Annotated in this window: 22 protein-coding genes; 2 read left to right on the top strand and 20 right to left on the bottom strand. The window is 30.8% G+C overall.

Translation table 11 applies throughout. The features are described from left to right. The first annotated feature begins 158 nt into the window (after positions 1–158). Positions 159–1,697 (top strand): Na+/H+ antiporter NhaC family protein, encoded by a 1,539-nt coding sequence (locus NON08_RS05910; RefSeq protein ID WP_256690511.1) that lies wholly within the window; start codon positions 159–161, stop codon positions 1,695–1,697. Then, positions 1,652–3,067 (top strand): argininosuccinate lyase, encoded by a 1,416-nt coding sequence (gene argH / locus NON08_RS05905; RefSeq protein ID WP_256690510.1) that lies wholly within the window; start codon positions 1,652–1,654, stop codon positions 3,065–3,067. The genes NON08_RS05910 and argH overlap by 46 nt, the downstream gene beginning before the upstream one ends. 33 nt (positions 3,068–3,100) lie before the next feature. Here the strand turns inward: argH and NON08_RS05900 are convergent, their stop codons facing one another. The 20 genes from NON08_RS05900 to NON08_RS05805 form a co-directional block, all read right to left on the bottom strand. Continuing rightward, entirely contained in the window at positions 3,101–3,496 is a 396-nt protein-coding gene (locus NON08_RS05900) for a (deoxy)nucleoside triphosphate pyrophosphohydrolase (protein WP_256690509.1), read from the bottom strand. 30 nt (positions 3,497–3,526) lie between these two features. Further along, positions 3,527–4,744, bottom strand: a complete 1,218-nt coding sequence (locus NON08_RS05895; protein ID WP_256690508.1) for an AarF/UbiB family protein — start codon at positions 4,742–4,744, stop codon at positions 3,527–3,529. 69 nt (positions 4,745–4,813) lie between these two features. Beyond that, positions 4,814–5,575: a 2-dehydro-3-deoxy-D-gluconate 5-dehydrogenase KduD gene (gene kduD, locus NON08_RS05890; RefSeq protein WP_256690507.1), complete on the bottom strand. Its 762-nt coding sequence runs from the start codon at positions 5,573–5,575 to the stop codon at positions 4,814–4,816. A 13-nt stretch (positions 5,576–5,588) separates the two neighbouring features. Next, positions 5,589–6,425: a 5-dehydro-4-deoxy-D-glucuronate isomerase gene (gene kduI, locus NON08_RS05885; RefSeq protein ID WP_256690506.1), complete on the bottom strand. Its 837-nt coding sequence runs from the start codon at positions 6,423–6,425 to the stop codon at positions 5,589–5,591. A 21-nt stretch (positions 6,426–6,446) separates the two neighbouring features. Next, a complete protein-coding gene (locus NON08_RS05880) occupies positions 6,447–7,754 on the bottom strand; it encodes a TRAP transporter large permease (protein ID WP_256690505.1) in 1,308 nt (435 codons plus the stop codon). A 1-nt stretch (position 7,755) separates the two neighbouring features. Next, positions 7,756–8,235, bottom strand: a complete 480-nt coding sequence (locus NON08_RS05875) for a TRAP transporter small permease (protein WP_256690504.1) — start codon at positions 8,233–8,235, stop codon at positions 7,756–7,758. Positions 8,236–8,256: 21 nt separating this feature from the next. After that, complete coding sequence (locus tag NON08_RS05870; RefSeq protein WP_256690503.1) at positions 8,257–9,255, bottom strand: TRAP transporter substrate-binding protein; 999 nt, start codon at positions 9,253–9,255, stop codon at positions 8,257–8,259. A 27-nt stretch (positions 9,256–9,282) separates the two neighbouring features. Next, on the bottom strand, positions 9,283–9,954 hold the full coding sequence (locus NON08_RS05865; protein ID WP_256690502.1) for a GntR family transcriptional regulator: 672 nt from the start codon (positions 9,952–9,954) through the stop codon (positions 9,283–9,285). A 207-nt stretch (positions 9,955–10,161) separates the two neighbouring features. Further along, positions 10,162–10,788, bottom strand: coding sequence for a hypothetical protein (locus tag NON08_RS05860; RefSeq protein WP_256690498.1), 627 nt, complete (start codon positions 10,786–10,788; stop codon positions 10,162–10,164). A gap of 88 nt (positions 10,789–10,876) precedes the next feature. After that, on the bottom strand, positions 10,877–13,186 hold the full coding sequence (locus NON08_RS05855) for a patatin-like phospholipase family protein (protein ID WP_256690496.1): 2,310 nt from the start codon (positions 13,184–13,186) through the stop codon (positions 10,877–10,879). A 19-nt stretch (positions 13,187–13,205) separates the two neighbouring features. Further along, a complete protein-coding gene (locus NON08_RS05850; protein ID WP_256690495.1) occupies positions 13,206–13,943 on the bottom strand; it encodes a potassium channel family protein in 738 nt (245 codons plus the stop codon). Positions 13,944–14,137: 194 nt separating this feature from the next. After that, on the bottom strand, positions 14,138–14,893 hold the full coding sequence (locus tag NON08_RS05845) for an amino acid ABC transporter ATP-binding protein (protein ID WP_256690493.1): 756 nt from the start codon (positions 14,891–14,893) through the stop codon (positions 14,138–14,140). After that, a complete protein-coding gene (locus tag NON08_RS05840) occupies positions 14,883–15,674 on the bottom strand; it encodes an amino acid ABC transporter permease (RefSeq protein ID WP_256690491.1) in 792 nt (263 codons plus the stop codon). The genes NON08_RS05845 and NON08_RS05840 overlap by 11 nt, the downstream gene beginning before the upstream one ends. A gap of 8 nt (positions 15,675–15,682) precedes the next feature. Continuing rightward, positions 15,683–16,462: a transporter substrate-binding domain-containing protein gene (locus NON08_RS05835; RefSeq protein WP_256690490.1), complete on the bottom strand. Its 780-nt coding sequence runs from the start codon at positions 16,460–16,462 to the stop codon at positions 15,683–15,685. A 28-nt stretch (positions 16,463–16,490) separates the two neighbouring features. Then, positions 16,491–17,183, bottom strand: a complete 693-nt coding sequence (locus tag NON08_RS05830) for a LytTR family DNA-binding domain-containing protein (RefSeq protein ID WP_256690489.1) — start codon at positions 17,181–17,183, stop codon at positions 16,491–16,493. Beyond that, positions 17,180–18,748, bottom strand: coding sequence for a hypothetical protein (locus NON08_RS05825; RefSeq protein WP_256690488.1), 1,569 nt, complete (start codon positions 18,746–18,748; stop codon positions 17,180–17,182). The genes NON08_RS05830 and NON08_RS05825 overlap by 4 nt, the downstream gene beginning before the upstream one ends. 277 nt (positions 18,749–19,025) lie before the next feature. Then, entirely contained in the window at positions 19,026–19,964 is a 939-nt protein-coding gene (locus tag NON08_RS05820) for a thiamine pyrophosphate-dependent enzyme (protein WP_256690487.1), read from the bottom strand. Positions 19,965–19,968: 4 nt separating this feature from the next. Then, the gene (porA, locus tag NON08_RS05815) at positions 19,969–21,219 is read right to left on the bottom strand and encodes a pyruvate ferredoxin oxidoreductase (RefSeq protein WP_256690486.1); all 1,251 of its coding nucleotides are present in this window, start codon (positions 21,217–21,219) and stop codon (positions 19,969–19,971) included. A gap of 14 nt (positions 21,220–21,233) precedes the next feature. Continuing rightward, positions 21,234–21,536 (bottom strand): 4Fe-4S binding protein, encoded by a 303-nt coding sequence (locus tag NON08_RS05810; protein WP_256690485.1) that lies wholly within the window; start codon positions 21,534–21,536, stop codon positions 21,234–21,236. Next, complete coding sequence (locus NON08_RS05805; protein WP_256690484.1) at positions 21,536–22,111, bottom strand: 2-oxoacid:acceptor oxidoreductase family protein; 576 nt, start codon at positions 22,109–22,111, stop codon at positions 21,536–21,538. The genes NON08_RS05810 and NON08_RS05805 overlap by 1 nt, the downstream gene beginning before the upstream one ends. Between the last annotated feature and the right edge of the window lie 11 nt (positions 22,112–22,122).

Below are 22,122 nucleotides of genomic sequence, written 5' to 3'. Positions count from 1 at the left end.
AGGCCGACGGCGATGATGTTATGATCCTGTGAATTAAGTATTGTGACGCTGCCATAACAATACGCTTATTACTTAATTAAGTTCTCTAGGGCATACCATTCTTTGGTATGCCTTTTATTTTGGGGTAGTAATTTTTTTACTAAATTAGGAGGATTTAAATGGTTTCATATGGGGTATTATCTATAATTCCAATTTTAATTGCAGTTTTTTTATCTATCAAAACTAAAAATGTAGTTTTGTCACTTTTTTCCAGTGTATTTTGTGGAATTTTCATTTTAAATGGTTATAATCCTCTAGAGACTACAAAGGTTCTAGTGGGGAAATACTTTATCAATCAACTTACAGATAGTTATAACGCTGGAGTTATTGTACTTATGATTTTTATAGGTGGATTTATTGAACTTATGATGATGTCTGGTGGAGCTTACGCATTTGCTGAGAGTTTTAAAAACTCTATAAACTCTAAAACTAAAGCTCAACTTTTAGCTTATTCCACAGGGATTATGATATTTTTCTCTGACCTAGGTACGCCATTAATTGTTGGGCCAATCTTTAGTCCTTTTTTCAAAAGACTAAAACTTTCTAAGGAAAAACTAGCTTTTATACTGGATTCTACATCATCTCCTGTGGCTGTTTTAGTTCCTTTTATTGGATGGGGAGTTTTTATCATAGGACTTTTACAAAAGGAGTTTGAGCTTTTAAATCTGTCTCTTTCAGACTATGAAAGTTTCATAAAATCTATTCCTTTTAACGTTTATCCAATATTAGCACTGACTATTATTCCAGCTTTAACGCTGCTTAAGCTAGATTTTGGGCCTATGAGAACTTTTGAAAATAACCCTATTGATGAGAGTGAATTTGAAATTGATAACTCTAAGTATCATGTGGAAAATGCCAAAGGGTCTTTTGTTTGGGTACCAATACTAGTTCTTTTAGGAACTCTATTTTCTATGCTTGGTGTTTCTTTTATAACTTCTAGAGTTTCAGGAAGTGCTTTTAGAGCCGCTCTAACAAGTGGATACCTATATGCAGCCCTTGTTTTAATGGGACTTATGCTTTTTTATAAAAGTAAAACATTTAAAGAGATATTTTCTATCTATTTAAGTGGTATGAAAAAAATGAGTGAGATTGTTATAATTCTGATTTTAGCTTGGTCGCTAGGTGTTATTAATAAAGACTTAGGAGCTGACCAGTTTTTAATTGGATTTTTAAAAACTTTAGATATTAACTCTGGATTTATTCCAGCTATCGCTTTTATATTTGGTGCTGTTATCTCCTTTTCAACTGGTAGTTCTTGGGGAACATACAGTATTATGGTACCACTAGTTATACCTATGGCTGTAACTTTTAATGCTCCACTTTATGTGACAATTGGAGCTATACTTTCAGGTGGACTTTTTGGAGACCATGTTTCACCAATTTCAGATACAACTATACTATCATCAGCAGGAGCTGGATGTGACCATATAAATCACGTAAAAACTCAAACTCCATATGCTGTAGTAAACGCTATTTTAGCTATATCTGTATTCTTGATTGGTGGATTTACACAAAATAGTTCGTTAATCCTTTTTGCAATAGCTATTCAAATTGCAATTTTAATAGGAATAAAAATCTTTACTAAAAACAGATTCTATAAAGGAGATGAGCAATGCAGTACTTTTCAGGAAGATTTAAAGAAGCAGCAAGTGAACTAATCCTAGATTTTCACTCCTCTATTCACTTTGATCAACGACTATATAGATACGACATTATGGGTAGTATCGCTCATGTGAGAGGGCTTTCTAAAATGGAGATCATTTCAAAAGAGGATGGGGGCCTCATTGAAAAAACACTTTTAGAGATTCTAGAGGATATTGAAAATGGAAAGATTACCTTCTCTACAACCTACGAAGATATTCATATGAATATTGAAAAAATTCTTATTGATAGAATTGGTGATGTGGGGAAAAAACTTCACACTGGACGTAGTAGAAACGACCAAGTAGCTGTAGATATGAGACTTTTTACAAAGGATGAAGTAAAAAAAATCCAGTCCTATTTAATTGAACTAATTGAGGTTACTACTAACTTAGGAAAAGAGCATTTAGAAACATATATGCCTGGGTTTACTCACCTTCAAAAGGCTCAACCAATATCATTTGGACACTATATGTTTGCATACTCTGAGATGTTTAAAAGAGACTTTATCCGTTTAAACAACGCCTTTGAGTTACTTGATTACTCACCTCTTGGATGTGCAGCTTTAGCTGGTACAACTTATCCAATAGATAGAGAGTTCACTGCTCACACTTTAGGATTTAAAGGACCTACTTTAAACTCTTTAGATGGTGTTAGTGATAGAGACTACTTAATTGAGATTCTGTCTGCACTTTCAATTGTTATGATGCACCTTTCAAGGTTCTCTGAAGAGATTATAATCTATACTTCAAATGACTTTGGATACATTGAATTAAGTGATGCTTTTTCAACTGGAAGTAGCATAATGCCACAGAAAAAAAATCCTGATGCAGCTGAACTAGTTAGGGGGAAAACTGGTAGAGTTTATGGGAATTTAATGGCACTTTTAACAACTATGAAGGGGATTCCTTTAGCGTACAATAAGGACATGCAAGAGGATAAAGAGGTTTTCTTTGACGCTGTTGATACTGTGAAGGGATGTTTACAGGTATTTGTTGGGATGGTTAAAACGTTAAAAGTAAAAAATGAGGTTTTACTTTTAGCTTGTAACGATGGTTTTATCAATGCCACTGACGTTGCAGACTACCTAACTGTTAGGGGAATGAGCTTTAGAGAAGCTTACAAAATAACTGGGGAAATTGTTAGTTACTGTATTGATAATGGGTTGAATTTAGAAACTCTACCACTTGAGAAATACAGAGAGTTTTCATATATTTTTAACGGGGATATATATGAAACAATAGCTATTAAAAATTGTGTTGAAAAAAGAAAGTCCTTAGGTGGACCAAGTAAAGAGAGTTTACTCTCTCACTTAGAAAGATTAAATGAATTTTTGGATGGGGCCAAAATAGATCTTATTAACTATAGATTAAACGATATAATGTAATAATAAAAAAGGTATACTAGGGAGTATACCTTTTTATAATTTCGCTAACTTCTCTACAGTTGGAATATCTGTTGGGACCCAATTTAAGGTCATCAATAGCTCTTTTCTCATCCACTTAAACTCTTGGTGTTCTACTAATTTAAACTCTGAGAAATCTAAAACTGTACAGTTATACGTAGATAATTTTATAACAAACTCTTCATACTCTTTTTGAACTTCATCAAAAATTTTATCAGCTCTTATATCTATATTTAGTTCCTCTTTAATCTCTCTTTCCAAAGCTCTTTTAGGATCCTCTCCCTCTTCAATCTTACCACCTGGAAACTCCCACATCCCTGGGAAAGTTTTATCCTTTGGCCTCATAGCACAAAATATATCACCATTTGGATTTTCTAAAATAGCTCCTACTACTTCAATAATTTTTTTCATTAATTTCTCCTACTTCTAATAAACTTATCTCTATAGTTTATCACTTTCTAATAAAGCTGTAAACTCCCTTATATCATTCATTAAGTTTATATTAGGATTGCACTTTAAGACCATACCATCTAAATACATAAGACTCTTTATTATGTGAAACATTCCCTCTTCAAATTCCATTCCAGAGTTTATAGCTAATTTTATTGTTTCCATCATACGTCTTGTTAAGCTAACTTGAGATACTGTGGAATTTTTAAAATCACTGTAAAGTTCTTTAAAATCTTTTTTAAATTTTAAATACTTCTCATCTACTAACTCTTTCTCTGACATCTCATTTAAATAAAAAACTGCCTTGTCATAATCATATCTACATAGGTAATAAAAAAACCAAAATAGTCCCACTCTTAATTTGTTTTTTACCCTTCCTATAGTTGAGCAATCTATAAGATTTATACAACCCTTTGGATCTAAAATTATATTTCCAGGATGGAGATCCCCATGAAAAACTCCTAGTTTAAACATATAGAAACTATGGTATTTAAATACTTTTAAAAGATCCTCATATTTTAGTTCGCCATTTTTTAATAGAGTGTTAAAACTTTTTCCCTCTATATATTTTGATACTGCTACTTTTTCAGTGCATAAATTATCTATAAATTCTGAAAATTTTAATTCTTCTAAATCAAATCTCTTTTCATTTTCTTTTTTTAATCTCTCAAAGTATTTTGCTCCTTCTACCTCATTTTTAAAATCTAATTCTCGCAAAGTAGACTCCTCAATATTATTTAAAACTTCTAGTGGATTAAATATTTTTTTTAACTTAGGATAAAAAAAGAGTAAAGTATTTATTACTTTTCTGGCGTTTACTATATCTTCTAAAAATTTTTTCTTAAAATCCTCTCTCCTTATTTTTATAGCAACCTTTTCACTTTTATTCTCATTATTTCTTAAATATCCTAAATGAACTTGTCCTATTGATGCTGAGGCAAAAGGCATCTTTTCATAGGATTTCATAGATGTCAATATCCACATGTCGCCACCTATAATATCATCTATATCCTGTTTTTGTGCTTCATAACTATATTCATAAAGTTTCGCTAGATAAACACATGTTGATTCATCTATAAAATCCGCTCTCAAAGCATAATATTGAGCAATTTTTACCGCTAAAAGCCCCATCTTCTCTATCTCTTCTAAAGGTGGCGGGGAGTTTGTATGAATTTTATATATCAGTTTCATCAGTTTTAATTTTTTCATAGCTACCTCCTTAAACTTTATATATTTATACTAAAAAAGAGAGGCTATACCTCTCTTTCCATTAAAATATTATCTAACTAACCATCCACCATCTATAGCTAGAATATGTCCATTTACATAATCTGCTGCTTTTGACGATAAGAATATTGCTCCTCCTACTAGGTCTGATGTTTGTCCCCATCTTGCTGATGGTATTCTTCCTAATATCTCGGCATTTCTTTTCTCGTCAGCTCTAATTGGTGCTGTATTTGCTGTTTCTATATATCCTGGTGCTATTGCATTTACTTGAATATTATCTGCTGCTAACTCATTTGCAAAAGCTTTTGTAAGCCCTGCTACTCCATGCTTACTTGCTGTGTACGATGGTACAAACTTTCCACCTTGGAATGATAACATTGACGCTATGTTTATTATCTTTCCTCCACCTTGCTTTTTCATCTCGATTGCTGCAGTCTTACTTAAATAGTATATTGAAGATAGATTTAAGTCAATAACTGATTTCCAATCTTCATTGCTTCCCTCTAAAATTGGTGATCTTTTTATTGTTCCTGCGTTATTCACTAAGATATCTATTCTTCCAAAAGCTTCCATGCATTTTCCTACAGCTTGCATAGCTATATGCTCTTTCGATAAATCTCCAGTTGCATAAGCAATTTTTCTTCCTAAAGCTTCTACCTCTTTTATCATATTTTCCATGTTATCATCATTATATGTAAAGATAAATAAATCAGCCCCCGCTTTTGCAAGCCCCATTGCAAGAGCATTTCCTATTCCTACGTTTCCACCAGTTACCATTGCAACTTTTCCCTCTAAATTAAACATATTTAACATAGTTTCCTCCTAATTATTTTAACTGATCCATTGGAACGTGGTCCATATCAGTAAACGTTTGATTCTCCCCAGCCATTCCCCAGATAAATGTATAGTTTTTAGTTCCTACACCTGAGTGAATTGACCATGATGGAGATATTACAGCTTGCTCATTAGCCATTACAATGTGACGAGTCTCTTGAGGTTGTCCCATCAAATGGAATACTCTTGAATTTTCATCCATATCGAAATAGAAATAAACCTCCATTCTTCTTTCATGAGTATGTGTTGGCATAGTGTTCCACATATTATTTGGATCTAGCTCTGTCATCCCCATTACAAGTTGACATGATTTACAAACTGCAGGGTGAACATATTGAAATATAGTTCTTTTGTTTGAATTCTCTAAATCTCCCAAGTTAACTTTATTAGCTGTTGTTCTATCAATTTTTACAGTTGGATATCCCACATGTGCTGGTGATGAATTTATATAAAATTTAGCTGGTTTATCTTTAGAGTTTGATATAAATACTAACTCTTTATTTCCCATTCCAACGTATAATCCATCTTTAGCTTCCATATCATATTCTGTTCCATCAATGATTACTTTTCCTGCACCACCAACATTTATAATTCCAAGTTCTCTTCTCTCTAAGAAAAACTCAGATCCTAACTCTTTACATCCTGCTAGTTTTACCTCTTCTTCAACTGGCATAATTCCACCAGCTATAACTCTATCTACATGAGAATAAATTAAATTAACCTCATCAGCAAGGAAAACTGTTTCCATTAAATAATGCTTTCTTAACTCCTCTGTTGTATAGTGCTTTGAATCATCTGGATGATTTGCATATCTTATATCTAATCTCATTTTTACACTCCCTATTTTTTATTATTTTATAAGTCCGAATAAATCTGGTAACCACATAGATAACTGCGGAATAAATATTACTAAAATTAATATAATCATTGTCACCACATAAAATGGTAATAAAGTTTTAAAGACCTGCTCTATTGTTACATCCCCAACCTTACATCCTGTAAATAATATTGGTCCTACTGGTGGTGTAATTGTTCCAATACATAGATTAAATACTATCATTATTCCAAAATGTATTGTACTCATTCCAAAACTTTGAGCTATTGGTAGAAATATTGGTGTAAATATCAATACAGCTGGTGTTGGATCCATGAAAGTTCCTATTATAAGCATTAATACATTCATTATTATCAAAATAATAGCATAACTATCTGTTATCCCTAAAATTGACTTAGCTATAATTTGAGGAATATTTGTAAAAGCCATTACCCATGACATTATTGAAGAAACTCCAATCATAAATATAACTATAGCTGTCATTTGAGCTGAAGAAAATAGAATTTTAGGCAATTCTCTAATACTCATCTCTTTATATATCAATGATAATCCCAAAGAATAAACAACAGCTATTGCTGATCCTTCTGTTGCAGTAAAAATACCTTTTAAAATTCCACCTATTACTATTACAACTAATAGTAAACTTGGAATGGCATCTAAAACAACTTTTATTTTTTGATTTAAAGTAGTTTTCTCTTTAGATACATATCCATTTTTCTTTGCCATTATTGCCGATAAAATCATAACTCCCATTCCCCACAGAATTCCTGGTATATATCCTGCTATAAATAGAGCTGATATTGAAACACTACCTGCTACTGTTGAATACACAATTAGAGTATTACTTGGAGGAATTAACATCCCTGTTGGTGCTGAAGCTATATTTACTGCTGCACTAAACTCTGGGCTATACCCCTCTCTTTTTTCTATTGGACCTATTGTTCCTCCTACTGCAGCTGCAGCTGCTACTCCTGATCCACTAATAGCTCCAAATAGCATATTTGCTACTACATTGGATTGTGCTAAAGATCCAGGCAGTCTTCCACCTATTAATTTTGCACAATTTATTAAACGAATAGCTATTCCTCCGTTATTCATTATATTTCCAGCCAGAATAAAAAACGGAATTGCTACTAATGAAAACGAGTTAGTTCCTATGAAAATTCTTTGAGCTGATGTTACCATAGATCCTTCAAAAGGAAGTATTGTTAACATAGATATAGTTGATGCAAAACCTATACTAACACTTATTGGAACTCCTATTGTCAATAATATAGGAAGTGACATAAACATTATTAATCCTGTTTGTAGTGCTAAATTCATTTTAACTCTCCCTTTTTATAGTATTTATTATTTTCTTTATATTAAGAATTGAATAAAATAATATAAACACCCCACTTATAGGGATAGCTGCATATACAACACCTATTGGTATTCTAAGTGCGGCATCAAACTGGACCATCTGTTTAATCACTGATAAATATCCCCCTATAACCAATACTCCAAAGGTAAAAATAAATATTATTCCCTCTTGTAAAATATCACAAATTATTCCTATTTTTTGAGGCAATTTATCTCTTACAAAAGTTATTTGCATATGTTCACGTCTTCCAAATATATAAGCTGCTCCAAATAAAACTAGCCATATAAATAGATATTGACATAGTTGTTCTGTCACTGCACTTGGATTATTAAAAACATATCTTGTTATAACTTGCCAAGTTACTAAAGTTGTCATAACTGCCATTAAAACTATACAGAATATCTCAATTATTTTATCTAAACCATTTCTTAAAGTTTCCATCCTTGTTCTCCTATTAAAATTTTATTGAGCTAAAGATCTAATATCATCATATATTTTTTTAGTTACTTCAGATGAATTTTTAACATTCTCTTGTAATGGTTTTATATTTTCCTGGAATGGCTTTATTGATAACTCAATAAATTGAGCTCCATTTTCTTGAGCTAATTTTTTAGCTGCCTCTACATTTTCTGCCCAAGCTTTGAACTCTAAATCTACAGATTCTTTAACTAACTTATCAAAAATATCCTTATTTTCTTTTGTCATTCCATTGTAAACTTTATCATTTATAATTATTAAGTCTGGTACCATTAAGTGATTTGTGTAAGAGAAATACTTTGCAACTTCATAGTGTTTTAAGTCTGCATAAGTTACCTCATTATTTTCTCCACCTTCTAAAACACCTTGCTGAATAGCAGTGTAAACCTCTCCTTGAGCCATTGGAGTTCCAACTCCTCCCATTAAATCAACCATTTTCTTCATTGTATCAGACTGCATTACTCTAACTTTATATCCCTTTAAATCCTCTGGTTTTTCTATTGGTTTATTTGTATATATCGATCTTGCTCCTGCTGTATAAGCTCCAACTACTTCAAAACCATTTTTGCTAACTGATTTAAACAGTTCATCTAATTTTCCAGATAAAAATACATTTTTTTGATGATCAATACTATCATAGATATAAGGTAGTCCTATTACAGCAAAATCTTTATTAAAATTTTCAACAACAGGATTTCCAACTACAGCCATTTGAATAACACCATTTTGTACAAGCTCAGTAGCTGCTCTTTGATCTCCTAAAAGAGCATTTGGTGAAATTTCTACTTTATATTGACCATTTGTCTCTTTATCTAATTTATCTCCAAAATCTTTTAATGCTTTATATTGTGGATGAGATTCCGATTGATTAAAAGCTACTTTTAATGTTGTTGATCCTGTTGTTTTTGCATCTTTATCTCCAGAGCATCCCATTAAAACTCCTGTAAATACAACACCTAATCCTAAATTTACTAATTTTTTCATAATTATACACCCCTTCTTTTTATCTTTTTATCTTTTATTAAAATAATTTTCAAATTCCCCATGTATTAAATTTTGTAATCTATTTATTCCACTAAAAAGATGTTCTGATATTATCTCTTCTATTTTATCTGTATTTTTTTCTTTTATAACCTCTACTAACATTTTATGATCCTCATAGATTGCTTTAAAATTTTTAACTTCTAATATATCTAGCATCTTAAATCTCTTATAGTGAATCTGAGCCTTTTCTATCTGCTCCCAAATAAATATATTTTTTGTTAATTCATACCATAATTTATGTAACTGGCAATCTAGATCATAGAACTCTTTTGTTTCAAACTCTCTTTTTAAAAGAAGCTCTTGAAGTTTAAGATTATACTCCATATCTGCAATAAATTTATCATCTATTAATCTCACTGCATCTTTTATTATTTGCTTTTCTAAAACTATTCTCATATAAATACTTTGTTTTATGATATCCATATCTAATAGACTTACATAACTTGATTTAAATGGAACACTTTCAATAAGTCCTGTTGATGAAAGTTTATTCAATATATCTCTACTTGGTGTTCTTGAAACTCCATAAATATTACTTATCTCTTGCTCTGTTATTGTTTGACCTGGTTTATATTCTAAATTCATTATTTTTTCTTTTAGATCTTCATATATATTTTCTGTATTATTTTTTACTGACATGTCTACCTCTCTTTGTATACTTTTTCTAAGATTGTATACGATTTTTAATTTAGTATACAATCTGATTTTTATTTTGTCAAATTTTTATTTTATTTTTTTGTATTTTAAGTGATTTATTATATTTTTTTTATTTCATTATGTATGTTTTCTAAACCTTTTTATAGTAAAATAAAAAAAACCTCTAAGTTAAACTTAGAGGTTTTAATTCTACCATTTAGTTGCTGTGTAATCTCCTGTTTTTGAGTTCTTAACAACATTTATGTATACTACTTTTCCAGAACTTTGATCAATATAATCAGAAATTCCTGAAATTAGATATCGATAATCTTGATTTAAATCTGGTGTTTCAGCTTGTACATGACCTTTTACTTGCCACACTGGAATACTATTTGCATAAGCTGACAAGCTTAATGCTTTTACAAAATAATTTACAAATTGAGTATTATCACTGTACCATGCCTCTTCAAACATTCCATTGTGAACTCCACCATATGTTTGTTCTACTCCCCACCATTCATTTACTGGAGCTGGGAAGCTTTCCTCTGTTGTAAATGGACCTGTAACAGTATAGTCATAAACTATATTATAATTTGCTCCTTTATTTACAAAGGTTCTTGTATATCCTTTTGATGCTAACATATTTTGTAGTGAGTTTTCAAAAGTTTGTTTTTGTAATCCTGCTTCTGGTCCCTTAGATGAAAGATAGTATGTCCCCGCTGGTACCATCTTTGGTGCAAATGAATCCACAGCTACCATATGTCCATCAATTAAAGATGTACAACCCTGAAACATAAGTAAAGCTAGTGGTGATAGATAGGCTAACTTTTTAAACATAATAAAATCCTCCTTAAACTTATCATCTTTAACTAACTTTACTTAAATATTTTTGCTCTTCCTTTATTTTAATCTCTCTTTATTTTCTTTAGAAAACATATCCTATATGAACTTGGAATAAAGTTTCGTTATTTAACACATTATTAGATATAGAAAAATCCATTGGTCCTAAGAATGTATCCCATCCAATTCCTACTCCATATCCCTCTTTTCTCATATCCCAAATACCTTTTTCGCTTTCAAATCCAGAATAGTAATTATATGTTCCTATATTATAGTTCAAGCTTAAGTATAAATTTGTAAATACTGTATATTGTAATCCTGCTCCTCCTAGGAAGAAGTTATCTGTATAAACAGATGAAATTGGTAATCCTACAAAAGAGTAGTTTCTTCTCAATGGATTACTTCTTAATCCTCCTAAATTAAATAACTCTGAAAGTGGTGTATTTTCAGCGTTATACATCTGTCCTCCACTTAAGTTAACATTTAAAGACCAACTATTCCCTATTGGGAAATACTTTGTAGCCATTGCTGAATATCCTTCAAAAGAGTTTCCTTCTTTTGCATTAGTTTCAGAGAACACTTGTAATAATCCTTGCCCACCTTTAGTTGCATACTCTGATTGATTCATTGTATCGTAATAGAAACTAAATGTATTTGTGAAGTATGATCCATCCTTTTTAAAGAATGAGAAGTTTTTAATTTTCTCTCCTGAAGAGTAATTTGTTTCCATATTTTTATAGCTCAATGTATATCCTGCTATTATATCGTTAAATATTGTTGTTCCTACTGATAGATTTGTCTCAAAAGTATTATTTTCATATGTTGAAACATTATCTCCACCCTTATATAGGAATATTGGGTTTAATCCATATCCAATCTCTGCTGATACAAGTAACTTATGATCCCAAACATTATACTGTGTTGTATCTGTTAGTGATACTTTTGGATATTTTGAAAGTTCTGTTTTTAAAGTGTAATTTTTCTGAGATAGATTAAACTTATTGAAAACAGGAACCTCTGCTACAGCTTCTAATCCTGCACCATAGTTAGACACATAGAATAGTCCAGCTTTTAGCTTTGTTTCTAACTTTTCTCTCACTGTAAAATTCACTGTATCTCCGTCTACAGTGTAGAAAACTCTATCTACATAATTTTTAGCAAATATCTTTTCTGCCCAAAGATTTAACTCTTTTACTGTTAGCTCTCCCTCTTTAGGTCTTAATTTTTCAACCTCTTTTGCAGTTAATAGATCATTTCCACTTAATTTAACATTTGCTATATTAAACTCTCTATTTCTCATCTTCTCTTTCTTTAAATTAATCTCATTATATCTAGCTTTATCTGTTAGTTTTGACAGTGCATAATCAACTTTTTCAGAAGCGATTTGTCCCTCTTCAACTAATTTTGGTAAATTATCAAAATCTAAAGTACTATGTTTTTTTACATCTGGAGTTATTAAAATATCTGGGTAATGAGTTTGAATCTCAGTACTCTTATCTCCATTATATGTTGATAACTTATCAAGTATCTGAATTATATTTGAGTTATCTGTTATAACAATAGGTTCTGCTGCTATATCTACACCTATAACTATATCTGCACCCATATTTATAGCTTGTAAAACTGGGAAGTTATCTGCTACTCCTCCATCTACATAGTAGTTATCTCCCTCTCTTATTGGATCTAAGAAAGTTGGAATTGCCATACTTTTTAAAGTTGCTAATGCTAAGTCACCACTATTTATCTCAACTGATTCTCCTGTTTGAAGATTTGTAGTCATAGCTCTAAATGGTATTGGGAAATCTTTAAACTCTGTTACATTTTCTGCTCTTGCAAAGATTTTCTTTAGCTCTAAATAGATATACTCTCCATTTAAAACCCCCATTGGTAGAGATAGATTGAAATTTTTTGTCAAAGCTATATTCAGTGGATACTTATTAGACTGAGTCTTTTGAACAATTCCTTCTAAGTCTCTACTAGAGCTATTTTTAAACAGATCATAAAACTGTATATCTGTTACCACCTTTTCAATTTCATCTGGAGTATATCCCACAGAGTACATCGCTGCTATGATACTTCCAGCACTTGTTCCCACTATATAATCTATTGGAATTTGATATTTCTCCAGTGTTTTTAATACACCTATATGAGCAGCACCTTTAGCTCCTCCTCCACTTAAAACCAATCCAACTTTAGGTCTAGAAATATTTTGATTCTTTATAAAAGTTTGTTTTAAACTCTCTAAGTTTTTTCTTTTTAACTCCAGCTCCTGTATCTGTTTATCTATCTCTTTTATTTTTTCAGCAGCAGAGTTAACTCTATTTTCTGATTCTTCAGCTGCTAAAACAGATAAACAAAGCACAAAAAATAAAACTATTTTTCTTAGCCTTCCCATTTAATCCTCCCGTTTTTATTTAATCTTTTGATGAAAGTATTCCTGATCCAATTACAAGTCCTAATATGACATTTGTTAATACAATCCCAGTTATTATCTCTACAACAACTAAAAATTGAGCTAACATTGTAAGTGGATATACATCCCCGTAACCAACTGTTGTTATTGTTATAAAACTAAAGTATACGTGTTTAAAATAAAACTCCACCTGAGGTAACTCTCTAGTTATTCCGTTAAATACAGGTGTTGAACTAAATAAACTAAGTATAGTATACAAAAGTCCAAAGCTTATAGCAATAGTTATATAAGTAGTTATGACAACTATTACATCTGCTGGAACAACTTTTCTTCTACGTCTTAAAAAATCTGAAAAAACATATTTTAATATTATTATATGACACGCTATTAGTAGTATTATATTTATAAAAGATAACAAATAAAAAAAGTATCTTAAATCACTTGTTTCCTGCCTTAAATTTAATGAAAAATTTATAATAGGAACTAATATTAAATAATAAAAAATTAAAGCTGTAGCCTTTAATGGTCCATCTCTAAACAAAAAGTTTTTTTGTTTTAAAAAAACCATTGGTAAAATACTAAAATATATTTTTACAGAACTTAAAGCTATCTCTAAGTAATCTAACCTCTCCTTTTCAACTATTACATGGGCTACAATAGATAGTAGTACTGCAATTACCCCAGAGATTATTGCATTTTTCAGAAAATCATATATCTGCTCTTTTTTGTATAATCTCATCTTTCCTCCTGACTCTTTTTTAGAAATATACTTTAGAAAACTATTTTTCCCTTTTAATTTTTTCCAAAACTATTTTATATCATCTCTAACTTTTAAAGTCAATATTTTATACCCTTTCACTATTGAAATATACTACTACTTTCTAAGTACCTTTTTTCAAATGTATGCTTTTAAAAAAAAGTACCTAGATAAATCTAGGCACTATATGTTTTTATTCTATTTTCACAATCTTTACCACCTAAAAATTGACAAAGTTCAATAGTTTTAGGTTTATCAAAAATTATTCCCGGTGGTCCCATCTCAACTATTTTTCCACCACTTACAAAGATAACACAATCAGCTACACCCTTAGCAAACTCCATCTCATGAGTTACCAAAACCATATCTTTTTTATCTTTTCTTAGCTCTCCAATAGCCTCTAAAATCTCCTTTGTTAAAGCAGGATCTAAGGCTGAAGTGGGTTCATCTAAAAGTAAAAATTTAGGCTTTAATGCCATTGCTCTAACTATTGCAACTCTTTGTTGTTGTCCTCCTGAAAGTTGATGAGGATATTTATTTCTATGCTCAAATAATCCAAATCTTTTTAAAAGTTTTTCGGCTCTTTCAACGCTCTCATTTTTAGAAACTCCATGAACTTTTTCCAAAGGTAATATTATATTTTCTAAAGCTGTTAAATGAGGAAATAAATTAAAGGCTTGGAAGACTACTCCTATACCCTTTCTATACTCGTGAAGTTCCTCCTCCTCTTTAGGGATTCTCTCTCCACTAACAACTATTTCTCCTTCATCAGCTATTTCTAACCCTGCTAAAATTCTTAACAGCGTAGATTTACCTCCTCCAGACGGTCCTATTATTACAATTGAGTGTATCTGTTTTAAATCTAAATTAAGTCCATTTAAAACTACCTGTTCTCCAAAATTTTTATGTAAATTTTCTATTTTAATTTCCATAACTATACCTCCTCTCTAAATATTTAGAGAGATGGGAGATTGGATAAGTCAATATCAAATAACCCACTGCTAGAATACAGTAGTTCTCTATTGGAGAAAAAGTTAGAGAATCCACCTCCTGCACATTTTTTGTAAACTCGTTTACTGCTATTATTGATAAAAGAGAGGAATCTTTTATCAAGCTAGCAAACTGCCCTGCAAGTGGTGGCATAACTCTTTTTATAACTTGAGGTAGAACTATATATCTGTACGTTTGAAATTTTGTAAAAGCAAGAGATCTTGCTGTTTCTATCTGAGTTTTATTTATACTTTCTATTCCTGCACGAATAATCTCAGAAACATAAGCTCCTGAAAATACTCCCATTATTAAAACTCCCATTAAATAACGATTTTCTATACCAAAAGCCGTTCCTATTACATAGTAAAATAGATATATCTGAACTATTAGTGGCGTTCCACGAATAACTTCAGTAAAGCCTTTAGCAAAATAGTAAGTTGGTAAAAAACTTCCTCTTTGACCTAAAACTAAAAGCCCACCTATTATAAAACTAGCTATTAGAGAAAAAATTGATATTACCAATGTCATGGTAAAACCAATCATAAATTTATATTTATACTTTTCAATTATTCCATCCCAATTGTATGGGTAGTCTAATCTACTGAAAGCATAATGAAAAACTCCTAAAACTATCACAGTTACTAAAACTATATTTATCCACTTTACAACTGGTGTTTCTTCTTGAGTTTTGGGTTTAAAAAATAAAGTTTTTAGTATACTCATATCATCTCCTAATCAAAGAAGAAAGGTACATTTTTCTCCTTGAAGAAAGCTCTCTCCTCACCTAAGTATTTATCAGCTAATTTATTAAATCCTCCATTAGCCTTATATTCCACTATAAATTCATCTATTTGAGCTCCTAAATCCTCCTCACCCTTTCTATATGCTACTGCCCAAGGTTGAGATTCATTTTCAAATTGAGCTAATAGTGGAGTTGTTGTTTCTGAGTTTCTTGTCCAGTTTCTATATATTGTCAATGGATCATATATAAAAGCATCTACTTTACCTTGAGAAACCTCTAATACACAAGCACTTTCTTTGTCAAAAACCATTATCTCAGCATTTGGAAAGTATTTTTCAGCCACAGTATGTCCACTTGTTCCCTTTTTTACTGCAACTTTCTTTCCTTTTTGATTTAAATCATTTGCATTTGCAATACCTGATTTATTATTAACTAACATTGCTAAATAACTTTTAGCATATGGTGTTGAAAAATTAACAGACTGCTTTCTCTCATCTGTTACAGACATTGATGATATTATTACATCTACTTTTTTAGTTTTCAAAGCTGGAATAAGACCACCATAAGCCATGTCCTCTATAATTACATCTCTTCCTAAGAACTCTCCTAAAGCATAGGCCATATCTACACTTATACCTGTAGGTTTTCCATTCTCATCTGACATTTCAAAGGGAGGGTATGCTAACTCCATTCCTACGATTAAAGGTTTTTCATTTGCAAAAACTAAACTTCCAAGAATCAATGTTATAAAAAGTATTATTTTCTTCATATTCTCCTCCATTGTATTTTAAAGTTTTTTATAGCTCTATTCTATTTTCGAATAAATCCAAGTTTTCCTCTAAAATTTTTAATTTAGTCCTACTTACAGATAAACAACCATCTCCAACAAAGGTTATTTTTTCATTTTTATAATCAATCTCTTTTATTAAATTTTTATTTATAAGAGTTCCTCTATCTACCCTTATGAAGCAATCTAAAATTTTCAGTTTATCTTCAACTTCTGAAAATCCTCTTTTTACTGAATAAATTTTCCCATCTCTTGTTGTTATCTCTGTTTTTCTAGTAAGTCTACAATAATCTAGATAGATAATATCTTTAATCTTTACAATAGCTCTATAAAAACTTTCATTTATTACAATCTCCTCTATATTTTTAGGGATTGCTTTTCTATTAAATAACTCATCTAAAGATTTTTCTATTTCAAAGTAATCATCTCTATACACACAATCATATATATCACGTCTTTTAAAATATTCTTTTATCCTTCTAAAGTCATCATCTCTAGAACATAATAACACAATGGGAATGTTTTTTCTACTAAAAAAGTGTATTTTATTGTTGTCTTTTTCGTATTTTAAATCTAAAATAACCGCATCGATACTTTCGATATCATATTTTATTAAGCTTTCTACTGAATAAAATTCAACCTCTAGAAGTTCGCTTAATATCTCTTGTAAATTTAAATCTATATTGACACCTATTTTTTTCAATTAAGTTCCTCCTGCAGTTTTTCAAATCTGTATCTACTAGCTATTAAGGATATCCGTTTAGAGATCTCCTCTAAATATCTTTTCTCCTCATAAACTAATTTTGTACCTCTATTGGCTATTAAAATAACCCCTATAAATGGATTTTTATTATATTTTAACCTCACTGCATAGTCATATTTTTTATTTAAAATATCATTTTTCTCTAATAACAGCTCATCTTCATCATATCCTCTATCTAATAAAAACTTCTTATAATCATCTCTTTGAATAAGGATTTTAGTTTCTACTTCACTTAACTCTAAATTTTTCTTTAACTCTTTTGAAAGCTGTTCTTTAAACTCCTTAGAGTTTTTAGTTAAATACATACGATTTATTAAATTTTCTATATAATATCTATCAACTTTTAAAGTTCCCTGTATAAAGTATGTATATAGATTTAAAGTTAAAAACGAAGCAATAACTCCTAAAGCTATCTCTACACTCTCTGTTATTACAAAAAATAAATATATATGTAAAAACATTTGAAAAATCTTTAAATTGAGTACTTTTACTTTTCCCATAGTATTTATATCTATTAAAAATATATACCAAAATACATACACAAACTCAAACATATTTAAATAATAAAAATATTTATTATTGTTTATAAAAAATTCCACTGTTAATGATAAAATTATAAAACTTGCAATTAATGCCAAGTTTTTCTTTTCTATCTGTTTTATTATCTGTTTTTTCTTAATTTTTATAGATTCTAAAAGAAACATAAAAAGTATTATAATTAATGCATCTATCCAAACATAGAAAAATATAGAAATTTTTAGAAAGCTGAAATAGTTAGTAGCTAAATAGTTTAAAATTTTAGAGTTTAAAATTGCACTAGTCATAACTACTTCCCCTATGTAGTACATTATAAATAATATCCATAAAAACATATTTATAGATTTATCATTTTTTATTTGGTAACTTTTATTTTTTACATAAATCAATAAGTATAACCCTAAAATGCTTGTTGTTACAAGATTAATTCTTGTTAAAATTACATTTGAGAAAAGTTCTGAATTAGTTAAAAGAATTTTTAAGCAAAGGAAGAATATTGGAAAAATAATCTCTTTTTTTCTTACAATCTCTTTTTTGAAGTTGTATAAAAGTCTCAAATTAAATAGTAGAAATGCTCCAGTTAAAACATTTAAAAATATATTATTTTTTCTTAAATCTATTTTAGGAATATATTTTAGTCCAATTATTAAAGGTTCATCCTTCTTTTTTTCTGTTAAAATCTCTTGTGCAGGATAATTTTTCTCTTTAATTTTAACTAAATATTCTCCTGATTCACTATTTATATTCATATAATCATTTAAATAGACAAAAATAGGAACCTTTTTTAATACCCCTCCCTCTTTTTTATATAGTAACACTTTCTCTTGATTCGTATTAAATATATCTATACTCTCCCTATTAGTTGTTATAGATATATAGTTATTACTATCTTTTGACAAGTATAACAAAGCTGAAAAAACTGTTAGAAATATAGCTATATATATTCCCATTCTGCTTTTTATATTCATTCCCCCTCCTAATTTTATTTATTATTTATATATTATATCATTTTCTGATTTAATATTTAATATTTTAAAAAATAAAAAAAACCCTCATTTCTGAGGGCTTTTTTATCTATTTCTAGATGTCGGGGCACTTCAAACTTTAACACAACGTTAACGTTTCAAGGGTAAGTTTCCTTACAGTGTAAATTATACACCTTTTTTACTTTTTTTAAAGTGCCTAAGAACATTCACTGCATTTCTGTACACAATTGTTTTAATTTTAAGAACATTATTAACTATTTTAGATCTCTTCTCCACATCTTTTTAAAAGAGCTTCCCATCTTCTATCCACTTCATTTTGCATCTCCTCTATTAGATGCTCATTTCCAGGTTTGAATAGATGAGCAAATCTTCCTTGATCTTTTATAAACTCTGTAATTGGAAGTTTATTTTTAGGTCTATAAGATAGTTTCCATTCTCCATTTATAACTTCAAATAGTGGCCAATAGCAAGTTTCAACTGCTAATTTGCACATCTCCATAAGTTTTTCTGTAGAGTATCTCCATCCTCTTGGGCATGGTGCTAAAACATTTAAAAATGCTGCTCCCTCTGTATAGATAGCTTTTTCTGACTTTTCATGTAAATCTTTCATATTTCCTAAGAATGTTGTTTGAGCAACATATGGAATATTGTGATCAGCAATAATAGCTGTTAAATCTTTTCTACTTTGAACTTTACCGTTACTCTCTTTACCAATTGGTGAAGTTGTTGTATCAGCAAATCTTGGAGTAGCAGATGATCTTTGAATCCCTGTATTCATATATGCTCCGTTGTCATAGCATACATAAACCATATCATGCCCTCTCTCCATAGCTCCAGAAAGTGATTGGAATCCTATATCATAAGTTCCTCCATCTCCTCCAAAAGCTATAAATTTATATGTATCATCAATTTTTCCACGTCTTTTTAAAGCGTTATAAGCTCCCTCTACTCCACTTAAAGTAGCTCCTGCATTTTCAAAAGCACTATGGATAAACGAATCTTTCCAAGCTGTATATGGATACATAAATGTTGAAACTTCTAAACATCCAGTGGCATTTGCAATAACTGCCTTATCCTCTACTTTTAAAGCTCTTAAAACTCCTCTTACTGCAACTCCTGCTCCACATCCAGCACAAAGTCTATGTCCTCCAGTTAATCTTTCTGGTTTATTCATTTCCTCTTTAAAATTATATGCCATCTTACTACCCCCTTACTCCTAAGTGTCTGTAAACTCTACCAACTTCGAAATCATCTGTATGTGCTAAAAGCAGTTCTGGGTTGTAAGCTATCTCCACTTGATCCTCTATAAGTTGCTTTGCGTGTGCCTCATAAAGAAGTTCATTAAATACTCCTTTTATAGTATCTACAGTTACATCTCTTCCACCTAATCCATAAACATAGTTAAACATCTCTGGTCTATCGTGTGAGTCATAAAGCGCTGATCTAACCTCAGCAAAAAGTGGTCCACCTGCTCCTGAGAATCCTTCACACTTATCCATTACTCCAACAACTTTTATTCCTGTTAAAGTTTGTTTTAATTCATTAAATGGGAATGGTCTAAACACTCTAATCTTAATAAGTCCAACTTTCTTCCCCTCTGCTCTTAACTCATCTACAGCTTCTTTTGCTGTTCCTGCAGTTGAGTTTATAACAACTATAGCTACATCTGCATCTTGCATTTTATACTCTTCAAAGAATGAATACTTTCTTCCAGTTAATTTTTCAAAATCTTTTGCTACCTCTTTTATAACTTGTCTTGCACTTGTCATTGCATGAGCTTGCTGAACTTTGTGCTCCATATAGAAGTTTGCTGTATCATATGGTCCATGAGCTATTGGTCTAGCTGAGTTTAACAGGTAATCCTCAGGATTATACTCCCCTACAAAAGCTTTTACTTTCTCATCCTCTAAAAGCTCTATATTTTCAACAGCGTGAGATGTTATAAATCCATCTTGGCAAACCATTGCTGGTAGCATAACTCTTGGATCTTCAGCTATTTTTACAGCTTGTATATAGTTGTCATATGCTTCTTGATTTGTTTCACTGTATATTTGAATCCAACCAGTATCTCTTGCACCCATTGAATCACTGTGATCAGCATTTATGTTGATAGGTCCTGTTAGTGCTCTATTTATAAGTGCCATAGTTATAGGTAATCTCATTGATGAAGCTACATAAAGCATCTCCCACATTAAAGCAAGTCCACATGACGAAGTTGCAGTCATAGTTCTAGCTCCTGCTGCTTGAGCTCCAATTGCTGCTGACATTGCACTGTGCTCTGATTCCACTGGAATAAACTCTGTATTTACATTTCCATCAGCTACATACTTAGAGAAGTACTGCGGTACCTCAGTTGATGGTGTAATTGGAAACGCTGGCATTACATCTGGATTTATCTGTCTCATGGCTGTAGCTACAGCTTCGTTTCCTGACATTCTCTCTCTTATACTCATTTTCCTCTCTCCTCCTAAGCCTTTGTAAACTCTATCGCTTTAAATGGACATACTGCAAAACAAACTCCACACCCTTTGCAGTGATCCTGATCAAAATCTAATCTTTTTCCATCTTTAACTGGAATAGCTGAATCTGGACATACTGGAATACAAAGTAAGCACTGCTTACAGTTCTCCTCTATGAAATCAACTTTCATAGTTCTCCAATCACCAGTTTTAAAGTTTTCTGCACTTCCAGCTTCGTATACTACTCCACCAGGAGTTATCTCTTGCCAAGTTATAGTTTCATCTATTATTCTTCCATTTTTATTTTTCATTATCCTTCCACCTCATCCATTGAACGCTTTAACGCACACATATTCCCCTCTAAAACTTGAGGTTTAGTACTAAATTTATGCTTAAATGATTCTTCCATATTTTTTATAAATTCATCTTCTGGAATAAGTCCACTTACTTTTACAACTGCTCCAAGCATTGGTGTATTTGGGAAGTATTTTCCTAAACACTCCTCAGATATTTTTCTTGCATTACATGTATAAAGTCTTCCTGTATATCCTCTTAATTCAGCTCTTAACTCTTCAGGAGTTCTCTCACTATTTACAATTATAGCTCCTCCATCTTTTAATCCTTTTTCAACTTCAATAGCTTTAATTAAAGTTTCATCTACCACAACTACAAAGTTTGGCTCATAAATATTTGAGTGAACTCTAATAGGCTCATCTCCTATACGGTTATAAGCTGTTATTGGAGCTCCCATTCTCTCTGGTCCATACTCAGGGAATCCTTGAACATACATTCCACTACTAAATGCTACATCTGCTAATAGAAGAGAAGCTGTCTTTGCACCTTGTCCACCTCTACCATGCCATCTGATTTCTACCATTTTACTCATGATCTACCATC

The sequence above is a fragment of the Cetobacterium sp. NK01 genome (genome assembly GCF_024506395.1).
Taxonomy (GTDB): Bacteria; Fusobacteriota; Fusobacteriia; order Fusobacteriales; family Fusobacteriaceae; genus Cetobacterium_A; species Cetobacterium_A somerae_A.
Note: the sequence above shows the minus strand (reverse complement) of the source record. Positions and strands in the feature narration are given on the sequence as shown.

Bases quoted from the DNA above. Each gene is read 5' to 3' on its own strand.
- NON08_RS05910 (WP_256690511.1), top strand. From the start codon at position 159: ATGGTTTCATATGGGGTATTATCTATAATTCCAATTTTAATTGCAGTT.
- argH (WP_256690510.1), top strand. From the start codon at position 1,652: ATGCAGTACTTTTCAGGAAGATTTAAAGAAGCAGCAAGTGAACTAATC.
- NON08_RS05900 (WP_256690509.1), bottom strand. From the start codon at position 3,496: ATGAAAAAAATTATTGAAGTAGTAGGAGCTATTTTAGAAAATCCAAAT.
- NON08_RS05895 (WP_256690508.1), bottom strand. From the start codon at position 4,744: ATGAAAAAATTAAAACTGATGAAACTGATATATAAAATTCATACAAAC.
- kduD (WP_256690507.1), bottom strand. From the start codon at position 5,575: ATGTTAAATATGTTTAATTTAGAGGGAAAAGTTGCAATGGTAACTGGT.
- kduI (WP_256690506.1), bottom strand. From the start codon at position 6,425: ATGAGATTAGATATAAGATATGCAAATCATCCAGATGATTCAAAGCAC.
- NON08_RS05880 (WP_256690505.1), bottom strand. From the start codon at position 7,754: ATGAATTTAGCACTACAAACAGGATTAATAATGTTTATGTCACTTCCT.
- NON08_RS05875 (WP_256690504.1), bottom strand. From the start codon at position 8,235: ATGGAAACTTTAAGAAATGGTTTAGATAAAATAATTGAGATATTCTGT.
- NON08_RS05870 (WP_256690503.1), bottom strand. From the start codon at position 9,255: ATGAAAAAATTAGTAAATTTAGGATTAGGTGTTGTATTTACAGGAGTT.
- NON08_RS05865 (WP_256690502.1), bottom strand. From the start codon at position 9,954: ATGTCAGTAAAAAATAATACAGAAAATATATATGAAGATCTAAAAGAA.
- NON08_RS05860 (WP_256690498.1), bottom strand. From the start codon at position 10,788: ATGTTTAAAAAGTTAGCCTATCTATCACCACTAGCTTTACTTATGTTT.
- NON08_RS05855 (WP_256690496.1), bottom strand. From the start codon at position 13,186: ATGGGAAGGCTAAGAAAAATAGTTTTATTTTTTGTGCTTTGTTTATCT.
- NON08_RS05850 (WP_256690495.1), bottom strand. From the start codon at position 13,943: ATGAGATTATACAAAAAAGAGCAGATATATGATTTTCTGAAAAATGCA.
- NON08_RS05845 (WP_256690493.1), bottom strand. From the start codon at position 14,893: ATGGAAATTAAAATAGAAAATTTACATAAAAATTTTGGAGAACAGGTA.
- NON08_RS05840 (WP_256690491.1), bottom strand. From the start codon at position 15,674: ATGAGTATACTAAAAACTTTATTTTTTAAACCCAAAACTCAAGAAGAA.
- NON08_RS05835 (WP_256690490.1), bottom strand. From the start codon at position 16,462: ATGAAGAAAATAATACTTTTTATAACATTGATTCTTGGAAGTTTAGTT.
- NON08_RS05825 (WP_256690488.1), bottom strand. From the start codon at position 18,748: ATGAATATAAAAAGCAGAATGGGAATATATATAGCTATATTTCTAACA.
- NON08_RS05820 (WP_256690487.1), bottom strand. From the start codon at position 19,964: ATGGCATATAATTTTAAAGAGGAAATGAATAAACCAGAAAGATTAACT.
- porA (WP_256690486.1), bottom strand. From the start codon at position 21,219: ATGAGTATAAGAGAGAGAATGTCAGGAAACGAAGCTGTAGCTACAGCC.
- NON08_RS05810 (WP_256690485.1), bottom strand. From the start codon at position 21,536: ATGAAAAATAAAAATGGAAGAATAATAGATGAAACTATAACTTGGCAA.
- NON08_RS05805 (WP_256690484.1), bottom strand. From the start codon at position 22,111: ATGAGTAAAATGGTAGAAATCAGATGGCATGGTAGAGGTGGACAAGGT.